This window comes from Staphylococcus sp. HMSC077D08, assembly GCF_001837945.1.
GTDB classification, from domain to species: domain Bacteria; phylum Bacillota; class Bacilli; order Staphylococcales; family Staphylococcaceae; genus Staphylococcus; species Staphylococcus epidermidis.
On record NZ_KV834762.1, the window covers coordinates 385,174 to 401,257 of the forward strand.

The 16,084-nt window shown below is 33.2% G+C and carries 12 protein-coding genes; all 12 read right to left on the reverse strand.

Annotated features, from left to right (window positions below; all coding sequences use genetic code 11):
* Positions 1-84 precede the first annotated feature (84 nt).
* Positions 85-4,395 carry a PolC-type DNA polymerase III gene (locus HMPREF2663_RS06340; protein ID WP_141762231.1) on the reverse strand — a complete coding sequence of 1,437 codons (4,311 nt, stop codon included), beginning with the start codon at positions 4,393-4,395 and terminating at the stop codon, positions 85-87.
* A 249-nt stretch (positions 4,396-4,644) separates the two neighbouring features.
* On the reverse strand, positions 4,645-6,348 hold the full coding sequence (locus HMPREF2663_RS06345) for a proline--tRNA ligase (protein WP_070846053.1): 1,704 nt from the start codon (positions 6,346-6,348) through the stop codon (positions 4,645-4,647).
* Between the two features lie 18 nt (positions 6,349-6,366).
* The gene (rseP, locus tag HMPREF2663_RS06350) at positions 6,367-7,653 is read right to left on the reverse strand and encodes an RIP metalloprotease RseP (RefSeq protein WP_002457364.1); all 1,287 of its coding nucleotides are present in this window, start codon (positions 7,651-7,653) and stop codon (positions 6,367-6,369) included.
* 232 nt (positions 7,654-7,885) lie between these two features.
* The gene (locus HMPREF2663_RS06355; protein ID WP_001829499.1) at positions 7,886-8,668 is read right to left on the reverse strand and encodes a phosphatidate cytidylyltransferase; all 783 of its coding nucleotides are present in this window, start codon (positions 8,666-8,668) and stop codon (positions 7,886-7,888) included.
* A gap of 3 nt (positions 8,669-8,671) precedes the next feature.
* Positions 8,672-9,442: an isoprenyl transferase gene (locus HMPREF2663_RS06360; RefSeq protein WP_070846055.1), complete on the reverse strand. Its 771-nt coding sequence runs from the start codon at positions 9,440-9,442 to the stop codon at positions 8,672-8,674.
* A gap of 220 nt (positions 9,443-9,662) precedes the next feature.
* Complete coding sequence (gene frr, locus HMPREF2663_RS06365; protein ID WP_002446292.1) at positions 9,663-10,217, reverse strand: ribosome recycling factor; 555 nt, start codon at positions 10,215-10,217, stop codon at positions 9,663-9,665.
* A 16-nt stretch (positions 10,218-10,233) separates the two neighbouring features.
* The gene (gene pyrH / locus HMPREF2663_RS06370) at positions 10,234-10,956 is read right to left on the reverse strand and encodes a UMP kinase (protein ID WP_002439511.1); all 723 of its coding nucleotides are present in this window, start codon (positions 10,954-10,956) and stop codon (positions 10,234-10,236) included.
* 140 nt (positions 10,957-11,096) lie between these two features.
* On the reverse strand, positions 11,097-11,975 hold the full coding sequence (gene tsf, locus HMPREF2663_RS06375) for a translation elongation factor Ts (RefSeq protein WP_002446291.1): 879 nt from the start codon (positions 11,973-11,975) through the stop codon (positions 11,097-11,099).
* 151 nt (positions 11,976-12,126) lie between these two features.
* Positions 12,127-12,915, reverse strand: coding sequence for a 30S ribosomal protein S2 (gene rpsB / locus HMPREF2663_RS06380; protein WP_001832557.1), 789 nt, complete (start codon positions 12,913-12,915; stop codon positions 12,127-12,129).
* A 356-nt stretch (positions 12,916-13,271) separates the two neighbouring features.
* Positions 13,272-14,045, reverse strand: a complete 774-nt coding sequence (gene codY / locus HMPREF2663_RS06385; RefSeq protein ID WP_002446289.1) for a GTP-sensing pleiotropic transcriptional regulator CodY — start codon at positions 14,043-14,045, stop codon at positions 13,272-13,274.
* Between the two features lie 23 nt (positions 14,046-14,068).
* Positions 14,069-15,472 (reverse strand): ATP-dependent protease ATPase subunit HslU, encoded by a 1,404-nt coding sequence (gene hslU, locus HMPREF2663_RS06390; RefSeq protein WP_001829474.1) that lies wholly within the window; start codon positions 15,470-15,472, stop codon positions 14,069-14,071.
* 69 nt (positions 15,473-15,541) lie between these two features.
* Positions 15,542-16,084: an ATP-dependent protease subunit HslV gene (gene hslV / locus HMPREF2663_RS06395; protein WP_002446288.1), complete on the reverse strand. Its 543-nt coding sequence runs from the start codon at positions 16,082-16,084 to the stop codon at positions 15,542-15,544.

Genomic DNA, 16,084 nt, shown 5'->3' on the forward strand with positions numbered 1-16,084 from the left:
AGTCTAATAAGTAAACAAACTGATATAGGTTTACTAATAAAGATGATTGAACGTATATGATATCAATTTATTAATAAGAAATGCTTACATATCAAATATCGACAATTGTGCCTTGTCAGGTAAATCTGGCAATGAGCCTAATTCGTCTAAATAGTCAATAACCTTTTGAGATAAGCCGGCTTTTTTATTTAAATCTTCTTTTGATAAAAATGGTCCCTCTTCTCTCGCTTCAACAATTCTTTGCGCAACGTTTTCTCCAAGTCCTGGCACTGAAATGAATGGAGGAATCAATGTATCCCCTTCAATAATGAAATCAAAAGCCTGACTTTTTTCTAAACTAATCGGTTGCAATCGAAAACCTCGATGCGCCATTTCATTCATTATTTCTAATACAGTTAATACATCTTTCTCTTTTTTTCCTAAATCCATATATCGTGAATACATATCTTTAACTGTATTACGAATACTCGTTTTATCTTTAATCATCGTTATAAGATCAAAATCGGAAGCTCTTATAGTAAAATATGCTGCATAATAATATAGTGGATGATGTACTTTAAAGTATGCAATTCTTACAGCCATTAGTACATAAGCTGCAGCATGAGCTTTAGGGAACATATATTTAATTTTACGACAAGAATCTAAATACCAATCTGGTACGTTATTCTCCTTCATCGCTTCAACCATTTCATCTGTTAAACCGCGACCTTTACGTACAAATTCCATCGTTTTAAAAGCCATTGACGGTTCAAGTCCAGCATACATTAGATATACCATGATATCATCACGACAGCCTATCACACTAGATAAATCACATATCCCTTGACGAATTAACTCTTGAGCATTACCTAACCAAACGTCCGTTCCGTGAGATAAACCTGAAATTTGAACTAATTCTGAGAATGTCGTTGGCTTAGTATCTTCAAGCATTTGACGTACAAATCCAGTACCAAATTCTGGCACACCAAATGTACCTGTCTTACATAATATTTCGTCTTCTGTAACACCTAAACTCTCAGGGCCACTAAATATTTGCATTGTTTCTTTATCATCTACTGGTATAGTTTTCGGGTCAATTCCTGATAAGTCTTGTAACATACGAATCATCGTTGGATCATCATGTCCTAATATATCTAATTTTAAGACATTATCGTGTATTGAATGGAAGTCGAAATGGGTTGTCATCCACGCTGCACTTTGGTCGTCTGCTGGAAATTGAATCGGAGTAAAATCATAAATATCCATGTAATCCGGTACAACAATAATTCCCCCAGGATGTTGACCAGTCGTACGTTTAACCCCTGTACAACCTTTAACCAACCGATCAATTTCAGCACCACGTTTGTGAATACCTTGATCATTTAAGTAACCTTTAACGAAACCAAAAGCTGTTTTTTCAGCAACAGTACCTATTGTTCCAGCACGAAATACTTTATCTTCACCAAACAATACTTTTGTGTAATTATGCGCGTTAGGTTGGTATTCACCACTAAAGTTCAAGTCAATATCTGGAACTTTATCTCCTTTAAATCCAAGGAATGTCTCAAAGGGGATATCTTGCCCTTCTTTAATTAATTCATTACCACAAGTGGGACATTTTTTATCTGGTAAATCGAATCCAGATCCAACCGAACCATCATCAAAGAACTCACTTGTCTTACAATGTAAACAAATGTAATGTGGTGGAAGCGGATTAACTTCTGTAATTTCGGTCATTGTTGCTACGAAACTAGAACCTACCGAACCACGCGATCCAACTAAATAACCATCATCTAGCGATTTTTTCACCAAACGTTGAGATATGAGATAAATAACAGAAAAGCCATTACCAATAATACTATCTAATTCTTTTTCAAGGCGGTCTATAACAATTTGTGGTAGATCTTCACCATATAGTTTTTTCGCATTAGAATAACTCAACTCACGAATTTCTTCATTAGCCCCATCCATTCTTGGCGTAAATAGTTTATCTTTTATAGGTACCACTTTTTCAATTTTATTAGCGAGCTCATTTGTATTTGTTACAACGATTTCATATGCTTTTTCTTCACCTAAGAAGTGAAAATCATCTAACATTTCATCAGTGGTTCTAAAGTGAGCTTCTGGTAATGTTGAACGATTTAATGGATTCCCTGGTTGGGATGCAATTAAAATTTTTCTGGCTATAGCATCATGCTCATATAGATAATGTGCATTACCAGTAGCAATCACTGGGATATTAGCGCTTTTACCAGCCTCTATTAATCGCTTGTAAATTTGTGTTAACGTTTCATTATCTCGTATTAATTCTCTATCCATTAAATCTTGATAAAGTGCCGGCGGTTGAACTTCTATAAAATCATAGAACTTTGCTATTTTTTCTACTTCCGACTGATCCTTCTGCATTACTGCTGTGAATAATTCACCCTCATCACACGCTGTGCCAATTAAGAGTCCTTCTCGATACTCATTTAAAAGAGAACGTGGAATTCTTGGCGTACGGTAATAATACTTAACTAATGAAGCACTGACTATTTTAAATAAATTTTTAAGACCTTCTTGATTTTGAACAATGAGTGTAACGTGGGATGGACGAGCTCTTTTATATGCATCTTCATTAGTTAATTTTTTATTAATTTCTAGATGGTTGTTCACACCTAGTTCTTTCATTTGTTGAACCATTTTTATAAAAATATAAGCTGTTGCTTCTGTATCATAAATCGCTCTATGGTGTTGCGTTAATTCGACACCATATTTTTTGGCAAGGAAATTTAAACCATGTTTCCCATATTCGGTATTAATTGTACGTGATAGCTCAAGTGTATCAATGACACCGTTTGTAGAAGGTCCAAAGCCTAACCTTTCATACCCTGTGTCAATAAATCCCATATCAAATGAAGCATTATGAGCTACAAATATCGCATCTCCAACCCACTCTTTAAATTCAGTTAACACTTCTTCAATTTCAGGAGCATCAGTTAACATATCATCCGTGATATGTGTAAGATTGATAATGGTTTCAGATAATCTTTCGTGTGGATTACTAAAACGTTCAAACTTATCTATAATTTCACCGTTATGCACTTTTACTGCAGCTAATTCAATAATTTTATCATATTGATTAGAAAGACCTGTTGTCTCTACGTCAAACACCACATATGTTGCATCTTTTAAATTACGGTCTGTTGGTTTATAAGCTATAGGAACACCATCGTCTACTAGCATACCTTCCATACCATAAATCATCTTAATACCGTACTTTTCCGCAGCATTGTGTGCATCGGGAAAGGCTTGTACTACATTGTGATCTGTTACTGCTAAGGCTTGGTGTCCCCATTTAGCAGCTTGTTCAACATATGCACTAATATTAGGAATACCATCCATTTGACTCATAGACGTATGTAAATGAAACTCTACACGCTTATTTTCTGCTTTATCTTGTTTAGGTGTCTTTTTAATTTCTTCAATATCTGACATCATCATGACAAGATCTCTAACAAAAGTATCTTCTTCAATACGACCTTGAGCTCTAACCCATTTACCAACACTAAGTGCCTTAAAGTGCTCCAAGTCATCTTTATTTTTTCTTGTAAACATTTTTAATACAAGTGAATCTGTGTAATCAGTAACTTTAAGCTCAACTATATGACGTCCACTCTTAAGTTCTTTTAGGTTAATATCAAATATAACACCCTCAATAGCTACTTTGAATTCTTCTTCAATAATTGATTCAATTGGTTTTATATTTTCAATCTGAATTGGTTTTCCAATCTGACATTTTTCCACTGTACTTTCATTATTATCTTGTTGTTTCGCTTTTTCTGCTTTCATTTTTTCTAATTTTTCAGTTGCTTCTCTTGCACTTTGTTCATCTTCTTGTTGAATATGTGCTTCTAAAGATGCAAGGTCATCATCGTGATTTGTTGTATCTGTTTCAAAAACGACTTTATCAATTTCAAAGCCACACTGTCTAAATGCTTTAATCAAACTACCATTACATGCCTTATCAAAATGATTTCTCTCAATGTCATTTGAAACTAAGACTTTTAAAACATTTCCACTCATAATGAGTTTTTTTTGTTTCAATTGACCTTTCACTTTTGGCGACAATCGTGTTTGATCAATACAATGTCCGAAATATTTTAAAGCAAACTCATCTTGATTGTTGGTATCTTTAATTGAAAAATCAATTGCTACTGTAGCTATTTCTTTAAATTCTTCTTCAATTGCATGTGTAAAAAGAAGATAATCTTCATGAGATAAAAAATGTGGGAGTGATATTTGGAAAGTCCATGTTCTGTTTTTATTTGAAACATCTATACGCGTGAGTTCACCTTGTTCAAGAATATCTTGTTCTAGTTGATTTGATATTTTTATTTGATCGGCAAGCACTTTAAACTTTTCTCGATTTGTCATTGCCAAAATAATAACCACCTTAATTAATACTAAATTTAAAACTATTAAACATCATTGGATATATTACAACTGTTCATAAAGTTACTTAATAAATTCGTTTCATATTATACTACTGATTGGACGTATTTTCATGAAAAACAAATAGTAAGTAATACAATAAAGAAGAGCAGGTTAGATTTAAGATTATGTTTCATCATCTTTCCTGCTCTTTATTAATATCAATTTAACTATCAACAATTATATTACAACTTACTTAATATTCTTAAATAAATCTTGTAAGTAAGTCTCTAATTCATCAATTTGCACTTCTTCGCTTAAACCGTTAAAGCGTTGTTTTACCTCAACAATACCTTCTTCAGCTCTTTTACCAACAACAACTCGTACCGGTAACCCTATTAGGTCTGAATCATTAAATTTAACACCAGCACGTTCTTTTCGGTCATCATATAAAACATCGTATGAATCCATTAATTTTTGATAAAGTTGATCACCTAAAGTACGTTGATCTTCCTTTTTAGGATTGATAGTGATTAGATGGATATCGAAAGGCGTTACTGATTTTGGCCAAATAATTCCATTCTCGTCATTGTTTTGTTCAACAATTGCACTTAATGTTCTTGATACTCCAATACCATAACACCCCATAATGAGTGGTTGTGCTTTTCCCTGATTATCTAGAAAAGTTGCATTCATTGATTCAGAATATTTTGTTCCTAATTTGAAAACTTGTCCTACTTCAATGCCTTCAGCAAATTGTGCTACTCCCGAGCCATCACTTAACATCTCACCTTGTGTAATGAATCTAAAGTCACCGTATTCTGTTACGTCAAAGTCTCTACCAATATTGACATTTATATAGTGATAATGATCTTCATTAGCTCCTACAACAAAGTTATTTAAATCTTGTAAGTAATTATCGGCATAAATTTTAATATCTTTTTCAAAAATAGGACCAATAGACCCCGGATTGGCACCTACAAGATTAACAATTTCATCCTGTGTAGCCATTTCAACATGTTCCGTGCCGAAATATGCTTTTAATTTCACTTCATTTAATTCATGATGTCCACGAACTAGTAACATAATAAATTCGCCATCTATTTTAAAAATCATCGTTTTTACAATTTCATCTAATGGTCTCTCTAAATAGCCTGCAACTTCTTGAGCTGTTTTAACATTTGGCGTCTCAACTTTAGTCAATTCTGCAAGTTCAGAATGCTTATGAGAAGGATGATAAACAACTTCGGCCTTTTCAATATTAGCTGCGTAGTCACTCTCATTACTATAAACTATTGTATCTTCCCCAATTTCACTCAATGCCATAAACTCGTGTGTATGACTTCCCCCTATTGCACCTGAATCTGCCACAACCGGTCTTGCATTGATGCCTACACGTTTGAATATGCGACTATATGCTTGATACATATCTTGATAAGTTGCATCTAATGAAGCTTCATCTGAATGGAAAGAATATGCATCTTTCATAAGAAATTCGCGTCCTCTTAATAATCCAAAGCGTGGCCTTTTCTCATCTCTATATTTGGATTGAATTTGAAATAAAGTAAGGGGTAACTGTTTATATGATTTTAATTCATCTCTAACTAAAGAAGTGACTACTTCCTCATGAGTCGGTCCTAATGCAAATTCACGTCCGTTTCTGTCTTTTAAACGCATTAGTTCTGGACCATATGCACTCCAACGACCTGATTCTTCCCATAATTTTGCTTGTTGTAAAGCTGGCATAAGAATTTCTACAGCATCTATACTTTCCATTTCTTCACGTATGATTTTAGATATATTATTTAGGACACGTGTAGCTAGTGGTAAGTAACTATATATACCACTTGTACTCTGTTTAATTAACCCTGCTTTTAATAATAAACGATGGCTTAATGCTTCCGCCTCTGCAGGGACTTCTCTCATCGTTGGTATAAATACTTTAGATTGTTTCATTCTCTTTTTCCTCCCTATTTATAAGAAATACCGTTGTATATCATTCCAAGTGACTAAAATCATAATAATAACCACAAAAAGTGCGCCTACAGCAATAATTCCTGTTTCCGCTTTTTTATTCACTGGTTTTCTAAAAATAGCCTCATATAGTACAAATAATATGCGACCACCATCAAGCGCTGGAATAGGTAACAAATTCATTATTCCTAAGTTAACACTTAATAAAGCGGTGTATCCTACTAAATTAATAATTCCAGATTTAACAACAGAATCAACACTGTGATAAATACCAACAGGGCCATTTAACATATCAAATGAAAATTCTCCTGTAAATATACTGGCTAACATACCAACAACAGCTGTAAAAATAAGCTTACCTTTGTCGAAAAAGTTATAAATACCGTAGCTTATTGGTTTAAAAACGCTGTGTTCTGTAGTAGGAGCAAAACCAATTTGATAAGTTGTTTGAGTTTTAGTTTTAGTTATCTTTCTTTCTACTTTTTTAGGTTGGAGATCTACAGACTTGGTTTGGCCATCCCTTTTAATTTTTACAGTTGTTTCAGCCGTTCTATTTTGGTCAAGAACATGTTTGATATCATCAAAATTTTTAATTTTATGATTACCTACCTGAACTATTTTATCACCTTTGTGCAATCCAGCTTCATCAGCCGGAGACTTCTTCACAACTTCTCCTATGACATTGGTTGGCGTACCTTGGTAGTATGCTAATCCAATAAATAGTACTAAAGCTAAAATAAAATTAAATAATGGACCTGCAAACAATGTTAAAAACTTAGGCAATGGTTTCTTATGTGCAAACTGTCTATCTCTTGGAGCAATTTGGACAAGGCTTCCATTTTCGACAAAAAATGCCTTTTTCGCTATAGTGAAGTGATGCCTTTCGTCATCATAAGAAGTAATACCTTCAATATATAGGTCATCTTTAAAATCACATTTCTTAACTTCTATAGCTTCAATTTGTTGAAATTTATGTTGATCATCTAGAATTATATGTGTGATTTCATCTTGGTTATTTAACTTTATTTTTACGTTCATACCTGGTTGAACTGGTGGTTCTTCAAGACCATCACCAGCCATTCTTACATAACCACCCACCGGTAATAGACGAATTGTATATAATGTTTCATCTTTACGAAAACTAAAAATTTTAGGGCCCATACCAATCGCAAATTCAGGACACATAATTCCTGCTCGCTTAGCAAAAAACATGTGTCCATATTCGTGAACAGTTACGAGGACACCAAATACGATGATAAATGAAATAATCGTAATTAAAATGCTCATGTTCTACACCTCTAATGAATTTATGTTTAATTAAAAAATCATCTAAGTAATTAAATCGAAGATAATATTAAATATTATAATATGTTAATACTTAATATCATATTATTTTGTGTTATTGTATCTTAACAATTTATCAATAAGTGCTGAAAAGGAGTTAAGAGATATTCACCACTCATCAACATCTCAATAACTCCTTCATTATAACATCTATTCCATTTTACAATTCATAAATTTAAGTTTGTATCAGTAAAATATTTAATAGCGGTAATACAAACATGAAGCTATCAAATCTATCTAATATACCGCCATGCCCTGGTAGTATACGTCCCGAATCTTTAACACCAAAATGACGTTTAAACCCAGATTCTACTAAATCACCTAATTGACCAAACATACTTAACACAATTGTGACTAATAATAAAAGCCAAATATTCATATGTAAATCTACAAACATTTGCATCACTAATGGTACTAAAATGCTACATAAAATACCACCAAAGAAACCTTCAATTGTTTTATTAGGGCTAATAACTGGCCATAACTTATGTTTACCCATAAGGCGACCAAAAATATAAGCACCCGTATCTGTTAGCCAAACGATTAAAAATGCAAATAAAATATATCTCAAGCCCTCAGAACGTGTCTCATAAAAATACATGAAACCAATTCCTACATAAGCTACAGACATCAAACAAAATGCAGCATCCATAAAACTAAATCTGTTTTTAGATAGCACTGTATAACTTAAAACTATGAAACTCATAGCAATTAAACCTTTAAGTTGGATAACTTGAACCCATTCACCTGCATCTTGAGGTAACATGATAATAATTAGGGCTAAAGCACTAATCAGACCAGGTATAGATAAAAATTTAATCATATTCATATTAAGTAATTCTTTTAAGGCTATCAAAGCTAATAAAAATGCGAAAAGCATTAATATTAAGCCACCCTTGAGCAAGATAGGCAAGAATATTAATAAAGCTATAATCGCGGTTAATGTTCTTACTTTCATTTTTTACTCCTCACTTAATCCTCCAAAACGTCTTTGGCGTGATTGATATATTTTCAAACACTCTCTTAACTCTATTTCATCAAAATCTGGCCATAGCTTTTCATTAAAAATAAATTCACTATATGAAGCTTGCCATATTAAGAAATTGCTTATCCTTTGTTCTCCTGAAGTGCGTATTAATAAGTCTGGATCTGGATAACTATGCGTCATTAAATGACGTTTTATTAACGCCTCATCAATCACATCAGATCCTTGTCCGTTTAATTGTAATTCGTTATATATTGTTTTCATACTCTGAATAATCTCAGCTCGTCCACCATAATTTATAGCAAACACAAGCGTTAACCCAGTATTGTTCTGAGTTTTAGCTTTAGCAAAATCAATAGCATTAATTGTCGATTGTGGTAAGCCTTCATAAAACCCTATTGTTTCAATTTTAACATTCTTTTCAATTAATTCTGGTAGAAATGTTTTAAGGAAATTCACAGGAAGATTCATAATATAATTAACTTCACTTTCAGGTCTAGACCAATTCTCTGTTGAAAATGCGTATAGTGTTAAGTACTTAATACCTAAATCACTCGCTTCGCGAGTAATTTTTTTGATTGTTTGCATACCTTCATAATGTCCTTTAATTCTAGGCATTTTACGTTTTTTTGCCCAACGTCCATTTCCATCCATGATAATAGCCACATGTTCAGGTATATTATGTATGTCTAAATCATTATTATGGTTTGTCTCAGTTTTGTTTTTATTTTTCAGCTTTTTAAACATGGTCTTTCCTCCGAGCCTGATCGTCTCTGTTTATAATATTAGTTAATTAAACAATCATCTATCATTTTATCATACTCATTTATTCCATTGAATAAGCAAATAAAAAAACTGTACCAAAGTCTTAGTTGGTACAGTTTAGACTATGAAGATATTCAATGTCTGACAGATGTTTCATTTTAGATAATATACTAATATGAATGTGTTTGCGATAATAAAATACCTATACTGACATAATATCTTTTTCTTTGTCGGCAACCAATTGATCTATATCTTTAATCGAATTATCTGTAGCTTTTTGTACATCATCAGTTTGACTTCTTAAGTCGTCTTCAGTAATGTCACCATTTTTTTCGTCTTTTTTAAGCTGATCATTAATATCACGACGAATATTTCTAATTGAGACTTTAGCATCTTCACCAATTTTTTTAACTTCTTTAACTAATTCTTTTCGTCTTTCTTCAGTTAAAGCTGGTACAGAGATACGAATAACCTCACCATCACTCGTTGGATTAACCCCAAGATTAGCCGCGATAATTGCTTTTTCAATATCAGCAACTGATGTCTTATCATATGGTGAAATAACTAATAGACGTGCTTCAGGCACATTGATACTTGCTAATTGTTGCACTGGTGTAGGTGCACCATAGTAGTCAACTGTAACACCATTAAGTAAATTGGAGTTTGCTCTACCAGCACTAATGTTAGCAAGTTCACGAGATAAGTTATCAATTGATTTTTGCATTCTAGACTTTGTATCTTTGATTATGTCACTCATTTTTTACACCTCAAAATTATTTTGTAATTAATGTTCCGATTTTTTCACCCATTACAGCACGCTTAATATTACCTTCTTCCATAATAGAGAAAACATTTAATGGAATGTTATTATCCATGCAGAACGATGAAGCTGTTGAATCCATCACTTGTAAACCTTCTTGAAGCATTTGAATATGTGTCAAATGTTCATATTTAATTGCATTTGCATCAACTTTTGGATCAGCTGAATAAACACCATCTACATTATTTTTACCCATTAAAATTACATCTGCTTCTACTTCAGCCGCACGTAAAGCAGCAGTTGTGTCAGTTGAGAAGTAAGGATTACCAATTCCAGCGGCAAATATAACAACACGTTTTTTCTCCAAATGTCTAATTGCACGTCGACGAATATATGGTTCAGCAACTTGTTTCATTTCAATAGAAGTTAAAACACGTGTATCACAATCTAATTGTTCTAAACTGTCTTGTAATGCTAAAGCATTCATTACAGTAGCAAGCATCCCCATGTAATCAGCCGTACCACGATCCATGCCTAGGTCGCTACCAGTTTTGCCTCTCCAAATATTTCCACCGCCGACAATGACAGCAATTTCACAATCCATTTTGGCAACTTCAGCAACTTGCTGTGCAACGCTTTTGATAATGATAGGATTTATGCCGAATCCTTTATCACCTGCTAAAGCTTCACCACTCAATTTTAATACTACACGTTTATATTTAGAAGTTTGTGCCATTTTCTTATCCTCTCTATCGTAAAAATATGTAAATATATAAGTAAAGAAGACACGAATGTCTCCTTTTAGCTATCTTAACAATAGGCTTATAAAAAGGAAACGTGTGAGGTGTCTTCTTCCTTGTTAAACTTTATGACAGATTATTTCATTTGTCCTTTAACTTCTTCAGCAAAGTTTTCTTCACGTTTTTCCATACCTTCTCCAACTTCATAACGAACGAAATCAGTAAGTTTACCACCTTTAGCTTTTAAGAAAGCTTCAACAGTTTCGTCTGGATTTTTAACGAAGTTTTGATCTACAGCACAAATTTCTTGTAAATATTTACGTAAACGACCTTCAACCATTTTTTCAACGATTTTTTCTGGTTTACCTTCGTTTAATGCTTGTTGTTTTAATACTTCTCTTTCATGATTGATTTCTTCTTCGCTTACTTGTTCAGAAGAAACATATTTAGGGTTGATTGCCGCAATGTGCATTGCTACGTCTTTAGCAGCTTCTTCATCAGTAGTACCTTCAACTACTGTTAACACACCAATACGTCCACCCATGTGTAAATATGCACCAAATGCATCATTATCAGTTTTTGTTCTGATAGAGAAACGACGGATGCTTAATTTTTCACCAATTGTTGAGATAGCTTCTTTCATTCTTTCATCAACAGTTTTACCGCTAGATAATTTAGATTCCATCAAAGCGTCTACTGTTTCTACCTTGCTATCTAAAATATGGTTAGCAATTTCTTTAACTAATTCTTGGAAACCTTCGTTACGTGCTACGAAGTCTGTTTCTGAATTAATTTCAACGATTGCAGCTTCATTACCTTTTACTTCAACGTGTACAAGACCTTCTGCTGCGATACGGTCAGCTTTTTTAGCTGCTTTTGCAATACCTTTTTCACGTAGGTAGTCAATCGCTTTATCGATGTCACCATCAGTTTCAGTTAGCGCTTTTTTACAATCCATCATTCCTGCGCCAGTTTTTTCACGTAATTCTTTAACAAGTTTTGCTGAAATTGCCATTCATTATTCCTCCAATATAAATAGTAATTATTGATATACCTAGATTTTAGCATTATTTTAGGTTATATTTCCATTACAGTATTATGATTTAATTTTATTTTTAAAAAAAGGTGATAAGCATTAGTATCTTATCACCCATTTAAACTATCTCTTAGTTTGATTCAACAGAAGTGTTTTCTTCAGTTGTTTCTGCTTGTTCAGATTCTTCTTTGTCATCTAAATTGATGTTTTGTTCTGCAGCTACTTCTTCATTAGATACACCTTGTTGACCTTCTAAGATAGCGTCTGCCATTTTACCAGTTAATAATTTAACGGCACGAATAGCATCATCGTTTGCTGGGATAACGTAATCAATTTCATCAGGATCACAGTTAGTGTCAACAATACCTACGATAGGAATATTTAGTTTGCGAGCTTCAGCAATAGCGTTGCGCTCTTTACGAGGATCAACAACGAATAATGCTTGAGGCATTGATTTCATATCGCGAATACCGCCTAAGAACTTAATTAAACGGTCGTATTCTTTTTTAAGTTCAACAACTTCTTTTTTAGGTAATACTTCAAATAATCCGTCTTCTTCCATTTTTTCAATTTCAGAAATACGTTTAATTCGTTTTGAGATTGTTTTGTAGTTAGTTAAAATCCCACCTAACCATCTTTGGTTAACGTAGAATTGACCAGCACGCTCTGCCTCAGCTTTAACTGATTCTTGCGCTTGTTTTTTTGTACCTACGAATAAGACTTTTCCGCCTTCTTCAGAGATTTGTTTAACAAAGTTGTATGCTTCTTCAACTTTTTTCACTGTTTTTTGTAAATCAATGATATAAATACCATTTCTTTCAGTGAAGATATATTTTTTCATTTTTGGGTTCCAACGGCGTGTTTGGTGACCGAAGTGAACACCGGCTTCAAGTAATTGTTTCATAGAAATTACTGCCATTTTAAATTCCTCCTAGTGGTTATTTACCTCCATAATCAACTGATATAAAGACAAATATTTAATTTGCACCCTTTATATTTAAATTGATTATGTGCGTATTGGCTTTATAGCCGTCAATTAATATATCATATTTAATACATAAAAGCAATAACATGATTTGTATTATTGAATTTCTGTTTGAATAACAATAAAGATGGAGATTATTTAATAACATTCTTAATTTCTCTAAACATTTTATAGTCGATAATTAACATATAAAATAATAGGTTTCTGAAAAAGTAAAAATCAGTCCATTCATTATTCACAGATTAATCTTAATTTACTAATATTTCAAAAAAACATTTCATATTCAACTTTTACTTATTTTTTTCAAGCTCATCAAGGAATTTATCTTTTTTCACTTTAATAAATGTCCCTTTCATTCCAAGAGAACGTGATTCTATGACACCCGCACTTTCAAGTTTGCGTAAAGCATTCACTATGACTGATCGTGTAATGCCCACTCTGTCAGCTACTTTTGAAGCTATAAGTAAACCTTCTGTACCACCAAGTTCTTCAAATATATGTTCGATTGCTTCTTTTTCTGAGTATGAAAGTGAGTTGATTGCCATTGTTATAGCAGCTTTATCTCTAGCTTCTTTTTCGACTTCATTATGTTTTTCTCGTAATATTTCCATTCCTATTACAGTGGCTGCATATTCTCCTAATACTAAGTCATTTTCATTGAAGTCGTCTTGAACTCGACCTAAGACTAGCGTACCAAGTCTTTCGCCACCACCTAAAATTGGAAAAATAGTTGTTCTACTATTTAAAAATACCTCTCTATTCTCTGGTGGAAATACAGTTAATTCATTATCAATATCGATATTTGATTCTGTTTGTTTAACATTCATCAACTCTTCAGTATATTCGCGCGGTATATGTCGATCTTCTAACATATCTTTAATACGTTCACTTTTTAATAATTCATTCAAACAAGATCCTAAGATTTTACCTCTTCTCGACACAATAAATACATTAGTAACTGTAACATTACTAATTGTTTGAGCAACATCTTTAAAATCTACTGCAATGCCTTTATGTTTTTGTAATAAAGTGTTTAATTCTCTTGTTTTAGATAATAAGCTCATATTTTTTCTCCTTCTATATATATTTATAAAATAAATGCACTTAAATCTTTATTTGTTGAGATTGATTTTAATTTGTCATCTACATATTGTGGGGTAATATCCACAACAGCATTCGGCATGCTTGGTGCTTCAAATGATAAATCTTCAAGCATTTTTTCTAGAATAGTGTGTAATCTACGAGCACCAATATTATCAGTATCTTGATTAACTTGATATGCAATTTCAGCTAATCTTTGAATGGCATCTTCTGAGAAGTTAACTGTAACTTCTTCAGTTTGAAGCAATGCTTCATATTGTTTGACAAGCGATAATTTTGGTTCTGTCAGAATTCTCACGAAATCTTCTACTGAAAGGCTTTCTAATTCTACTCTAATTGGAAATCGACCTTGTAATTCAGGAATTAAATCACTAGGTTTTGATACGTGGAATGCACCAGCACCTATAAATAGCATATGTTCAGTATTTACAGTACCATATTTTGTCTGAATCATGCTACCTTCAAGTATAGGAAGAATATCTCGTTGTACGCCTTGTCTTGACACATCTTGACCACTATTTTGATTGTTAGTAGCAACCTTGTCTATTTCATCAATAAATATGATACCCATTTGTTCTGCAAGCTCTAATGCTTGTTGATTCGCAGTTTCTTGGTCGATTAATTCGTCAGCAAAATCATCAGCTAAGATTTTTCTAGCTGTCTCAACCGAAACTTCTCTTTCGACTTTTTTCTTGGGCATCAATTGATTCATCATATCTTGAATTTGTTGATTTTGATTAGTCCCTAACATTCCCATTGATGCAGGATCTTGTTCTACTTTTATTCTTACTTTTTCATTTTCAAGTTTGCCCTGTTCAAGTTGTTTTTTTATTTCAGAACGTTTCGTTTTAATTTCCTCAGTTGGCGGTTCTTCCTCTTCATCTTGATTTTGACCGAAGTTTGGAATTGCTCCACCGAATAAATTTTCCAAAGGATTGTTACCTTGTGCTGCCTTCTTTTTTAAACTCGGAACAAGTAATTTAACTAATTTGTCGTTTGCTTTCTTAGTTGCCTCATCTTTAACTAATGACTTTTTCTCGTCTTTTACTAAACGTACAGCAACATCAACTAAATCTCTAACCATGCTTTCAACATCTCTACCAACGTAACCGACTTCTGTAAATTTAGTTGCCTCGACTTTAATAAACGGTGCTCCAACAATTTTTGCCATGCGTCGAGCTATTTCAGTTTTACCAACTCCCGTTGGACCAATCATTAAAATATTTTTAGGCGCAATCTCTTGTTTCTCTTCTTCTTTTAAAAGACTTCTACGATAACGATTTCTTAATGCAATAGCCACCTTACGTTTTGCATCATTTTGTCCTACAATATACTCATTCAATTTAGATACGATGTCTTTTGGGGTTAATTTAATTCCATTTGTATCCATATTTAACATTCCTCCATATTGCTACTTTGTTTTATGAGATTCATTTCCTTAATTTGAGCAATGCTGTTTTTAAAGCGTTTCTACAATTATATTGTCATTTGTAAACACACAAATATCAGCTGCAACTTTTAAACTTTCGTATGCCATTTCACTAGCAGAAAGTTGTGTTGCATGTCTTTTTAAAGCTCGACCTGCGCTAAGTGCGTAGTTACCACCTGACCCAATGGCAATTAAATCATCATCAGGTGCAATAACTTCACCTGTACCACTAACAATAAGTATGGCATCTTTATCCATTACGATAAGCATCGCCTCTAGTTGTCGTAATTGTTTATCTCCACGCCATTCTTGTGCTAGTTCAACAGCTGCGCGCTCTAAATTACCACTAAATTGCTGAAGTTTTGTTTCAAATTTTTCGAAAAGTGTGAAGGCATCAGCAACACTACCAGCAAAACCAGCCAATACTTTTCCTTCGTATAAACGTCTCACTTTTCTCGCAGTTTGTTTCATAATAACTTGTTGGCCTAATGTGACTTGACCATCACCAGCCATAGCTGCTTCACCATTATGGCGTACAGCGTAAATTGTTGTAGCGTGTAAAGAATTATCCAT

Excerpts from the sequence above, each read along its gene's own strand:
- HMPREF2663_RS06340 (WP_141762231.1), bottom strand. The coding sequence starts at position 4,395 with ATGACAAATCGAGAAAAGTTTAAAGTGCTTGCCGATCAAATAAAAATA.
- HMPREF2663_RS06345 (WP_070846053.1), bottom strand. The coding sequence starts at position 6,348 with ATGAAACAATCTAAAGTATTTATACCAACGATGAGAGAAGTCCCTGCA.
- rseP (WP_002457364.1), bottom strand. The coding sequence starts at position 7,653 with ATGAGCATTTTAATTACGATTATTTCATTTATCATCGTATTTGGTGTC.
- HMPREF2663_RS06355 (WP_001829499.1), bottom strand. The coding sequence starts at position 8,668 with ATGAAAGTAAGAACATTAACCGCGATTATAGCTTTATTAATATTCTTG.
- HMPREF2663_RS06360 (WP_070846055.1), bottom strand. The coding sequence starts at position 9,442 with ATGTTTAAAAAGCTGAAAAATAAAAACAAAACTGAGACAAACCATAAT.
- frr (WP_002446292.1), bottom strand. The coding sequence starts at position 10,217 with ATGAGTGACATAATCAAAGATACAAAGTCTAGAATGCAAAAATCAATT.
- pyrH (WP_002439511.1), bottom strand. The coding sequence starts at position 10,956 with ATGGCACAAACTTCTAAATATAAACGTGTAGTATTAAAATTGAGTGGT.
- tsf (WP_002446291.1), bottom strand. The coding sequence starts at position 11,975 with ATGGCAATTTCAGCAAAACTTGTTAAAGAATTACGTGAAAAAACTGGC.
- rpsB (WP_001832557.1), bottom strand. The coding sequence starts at position 12,915 with ATGGCAGTAATTTCTATGAAACAATTACTTGAAGCCGGTGTTCACTTC.
- codY (WP_002446289.1), bottom strand. The coding sequence starts at position 14,045 with ATGAGCTTATTATCTAAAACAAGAGAATTAAACACTTTATTACAAAAA.
- hslU (WP_001829474.1), bottom strand. The coding sequence starts at position 15,472 with ATGGATACAAATGGAATTAAATTAACCCCAAAAGACATCGTATCTAAA.
- hslV (WP_002446288.1), bottom strand. The coding sequence starts at position 16,084 with ATGGATAATTCTTTACACGCTACAACAATTTACGCTGTACGCCATAAT.